Source organism: Mycobacterium sp., from assembly GCF_025965855.1.
Lineage (GTDB): Bacteria > Actinomycetota > Actinomycetes > Mycobacteriales > Mycobacteriaceae > Mycobacterium.
Genome location: NZ_JAOPWB010000128.1, coordinates 1 through 3,531 on the forward strand (window position 1 = coordinate 1; position 3,531 = coordinate 3,531).

General features: G+C 70.1%; 3 protein-coding genes and 1 pseudogene. 3 read left to right on the forward strand and 1 reads right to left on the reverse strand.

Annotated features, from left to right (window positions below; all coding sequences use genetic code 11):
- On the forward strand, positions 1–1,299 hold a 1,299-nt coding region (obgE, locus tag JWP83_RS09770), incomplete at its 5' end, for a GTPase ObgE (RefSeq protein WP_297729357.1).
- Positions 1,293–2,399, forward strand: a complete 1,107-nt coding sequence (gene proB / locus JWP83_RS09775; protein WP_297729362.1) for a glutamate 5-kinase — start codon at positions 1,293–1,295, stop codon at positions 2,397–2,399. The genes obgE and proB, both read left to right, overlap by 7 nt.
- 1 nt (position 2,400) lies before the next feature.
- On the opposite strand, the gene JWP83_RS09780 is transcribed toward proB, so the two are convergent.
- Positions 2,401–3,054, reverse strand: coding sequence for a TetR/AcrR family transcriptional regulator (locus JWP83_RS09780; protein WP_297729360.1), 654 nt, complete (start codon positions 3,052–3,054; stop codon positions 2,401–2,403).
- Between the two features lie 103 nt (positions 3,055–3,157).
- Between JWP83_RS09780 and JWP83_RS09785 the strand changes: the two are divergent.
- A pseudogene (locus JWP83_RS09785) lies at positions 3,158–3,531 on the forward strand (cytochrome P450); the annotation flags it as partial.

Below are 3,531 nucleotides of genomic sequence, written 5' to 3' on the forward strand. Positions count from 1 at the left end.
CAGCACACGCTGCTGGACTTCCATTTCCGCCCGCACATCAAGGCGCAGAACGGCGTCGGCGGCGCGGGCGCCAACCGGGACGGCGCGAACGGCGACGACCTGGTGCTGCAGGTGCCCGACGGCACGGTCGTGCAGACCGCCGACGGCGAGGTGCTGGCCGACCTGATCGGGGGCGGCAGCACGTTCGAGGTGGCGCGCGGCGGCCGCGGCGGGCGCGGCAACGCGTCGCTGGCGAACACCCGGCGCAAGGTGCCCGGCTTCGCCGAGCTGGGTGAGCCCGGCGACCAGCTGGACGTCGTCCTGGAGCTCAAGAGCGTCGCCGACGTCGGCCTGGTGGGCTTTCCGTCGGCCGGCAAGTCGTCGCTGATCTCGGTCATGTCGGCCGCGAAGCCGAAGATCGCCGACTACCCGTTCACCACGCTGGTGCCCAACCTCGGGGTCGTCTCGGCGGGAGAGCACACCTTCACCGTTGCCGACGTCCCCGGCCTGATCGCGGGGGCGTCCGAGGGGCGCGGCCTGGGCCTGGAATTCCTCCGCCACATCGAGCGATGCGCGGTACTGGTGCATGTCGTCGACTGCGCCACCGCCGAACCGGGCCGCGACCCGATCTCCGACATCGACGCGCTGGAAGCCGAACTCGCTGCGTACACCCCCACGTTGCAGGGGGACGCGGCGTTGGTTGATCTCGCCGAGCGGCCGCGGGCGGTGGTGCTCAACAAGATCGACGTGCCCGAGGCCCGCGAGCTCGCCGAATTCGTCCGCGACGAGATCGCCGAGCGTGGCTGGCCGGTGTTTCTGGTGTCGACGGTCAGCCATGTTGGACTGCAGCCCTTGGTCTTTGGGCTCTGGCAGACGATCTCGGACTACAACGCCGCGCGGCCCCAGATCGTGCCGCGGCGCCCGGTGATCCGTCCGCTGGCCGTCGACGACAGTGGCTTCACCGTCGAGCCGGACGGACAGGGCGGGTTCGTCGTCACCGGCGCACGGCCCGAGCGGTGGGTCGGCCAGACCAACTTCGACAACGACGAAGCGGTGGGCTATCTCGCCGACCGCCTCGCGCGCCTCGGCGTCGAGGACGAGCTGCTGAGGCTGGGCGCGCAACCGGGCTGCGCGGTGACCATCGGAGAAATGACCTTCGACTGGGAGCCGCAAACGCCTGCGGGAGAGCACGTTACGTTGTCCGGCCGGGGCACCGACGCTCGGCTGGAACGCAGCGAACGAATCGGGGCCGCCGAGCGCAAGGCCGCCCGGCGTCAGCGCCGCGAACACGGTGACGAACACGGTGACGACGAATCGTGAGCACGCACCGCGAAACCATCCGAACGGCGCGCAGTCTCGTGGTCAAGGTCGGTACCAACGCGCTGACCACGCCGTCCGGGGTGTTCGACGCCGGCCGGCTGGCCGGACTGGCCGACGCCATCGAGGCGCGAATGAAGGCGGGCACCGACGTCGTCATCGTGTCGTCGGGCGCCATCGCCGCGGGCATCGAGCCGCTCGGATTGTCCCGTCGCCCACAAGATCTGGCGACCAAGCAGGCCGCGGCCAGCGTCGGGCAGGTCGCGCTGGTCAACTCGTGGAGCGCGGCGTTCGCCCGCTACGGCCGCACGGTCGGGCAGGTGCTGCTGACGGCGCACGACATTTCGGTGCGGGCCTCACACACCAACGCTCAGCGCACCCTGGACCGGCTGCGCGCACTGCACGCGGTGGCGATCGTCAACGAAAACGACACGGTGGCCACCAACGAGATCCGGTTCGGCGACAACGACCGGCTCTCGGCGCTGGTGGCCCACCTGGTCGGCGCCGAGGCGCTGGTGCTGCTCTCCGACATCGACGGACTCTACGACTCCGATCCGCGGAAAACGAAGGGCGCCGAGTTTATCCCCGAGGTGTCCGGCGCGGCGGACCTGGACGGTGTGGTCGCCGGCCCGGGCAGTGACCTGGGCACCGGCGGAATGACGTCGAAGATGTCGTCGGCGCTGCTGGCCGCCGACGCCGGGGTCCCGGTGCTGCTGGCCGCCGCGACCGACGCCGCGACCGCCCTCACCGACGCCTCGACCGGAACGGTGTTCGCCCCGCGGCCGGTTCGGATGTCGGCCCGCCGGTTCTGGGTGCGTTACGCCGCCGAGGCGGCCGGTTCGCTGACGCTGGACGAGGGCGCGGTGCGCGCGGTGGTGCGGCAACGCCGCTCGCTGCTGGCGGCCGGCATCACCACGGTCGCGGGCCGGTTCTACGCCGGGGACGTCGTCGAACTGCGCGGACCGGACGCGACCATCGTGGCGCGCGGTGTGGTCGCCTACGACGCGACCGAACTGGCCACCGTGATGGGCCGGTCGACGTCCGAGCTGCCCGGTGAGCTGCGCCGGCCCGCGGTGCACGCCGACGACCTGGTCGCCGTGTAGCCTATCCTTTCGCCAGGGCCGGCTTGAGATACAGTGTGCCCCAAATGATTTGGGTCATCGCCTCGGTCAGTTCCGCATCGTAGGTCCCCGGCGCGGTCGGAAGATTCTGCTGACACGCGCGCTCGACCATCCAGGTCAGTGCGCTGGCCGTGGCGGTCGCGGGCAGCTCGGCGCGGATCGAGCCGTCGGCCTGGCCGTCTTCGATGACACGGGCCACCCGGCCGGTGATCGCGGTCAGCAGATTTCGGTAGGTCGCCCCGACCAGGGGGTCATAGCCGGCCATCTCGTTCAGCGCGACGAGCGCCGGTTGGTGCCGCCGATAGCTCTCGATGATGCCGCCGATCCCCGCGCGGACGTCTTCGGGGTCGTGCCGCCACGCCATGCTCCACCAGCGGTCGGCGCTGTCGGCGAGGTCGGCGAACACCTGGCCGGCCAATCGGCGCAGCAGGTGGCCCTTGTCCTCGAAGTAGATGTAGAAGCTGGCGCGCGAAATGCCGGCCTCGCTCGACAGCCGGTCCACGCTTAGCTCGGTGAAGCTGGCGCCGTCGCGCATCAGCCGCTCGGTGGCGTCCAGCAACCGGCGTTCCATCTGCTCTCGCCGCTGCTGGCGTCCGGGTTCGCGATTGGCCTGCGCCTTTCGGGTGACTGACGGCATTTGCCCAGCATAGCCAAGTGCGTAACACATTGACTAGACAACATGTCTAGGCATATCGTCGGTCACAGTCTGTGACTGGGGTCATAACCGAGGAGGACCAACCATGACGGTGCTGACGGGGACGTCCGGCACAGCTAAGCCCGGCCGCGCCTACGACGCGATCGACCTGTCGTCGCGCGCGTTCTGGGCCACGAGCGCGGCGCAACGGGAACGTTCTTTCGCGGTGCTGCGGGCCGAGCGCCCGGTGAGCTGGCATGCGCCGGTCGAGGATTCCCTGATGTCCGACCCGGACGACCCCGGCTATTGGGCGGTCACCCGGCGCGAAGACGTTGTCGCGGTCAGCCGCGACAACGACGTGTTCCTGTCCGGCAGGGGGGTGCTCTTCGAGAACATCCCCGTGGAGCTGCTGGAAGCCTCGCAGTCCTTCCTGGCGTTGGACCCGCCGCGGCACACCAAGCTGCGCAAGGTCGTCAGCGC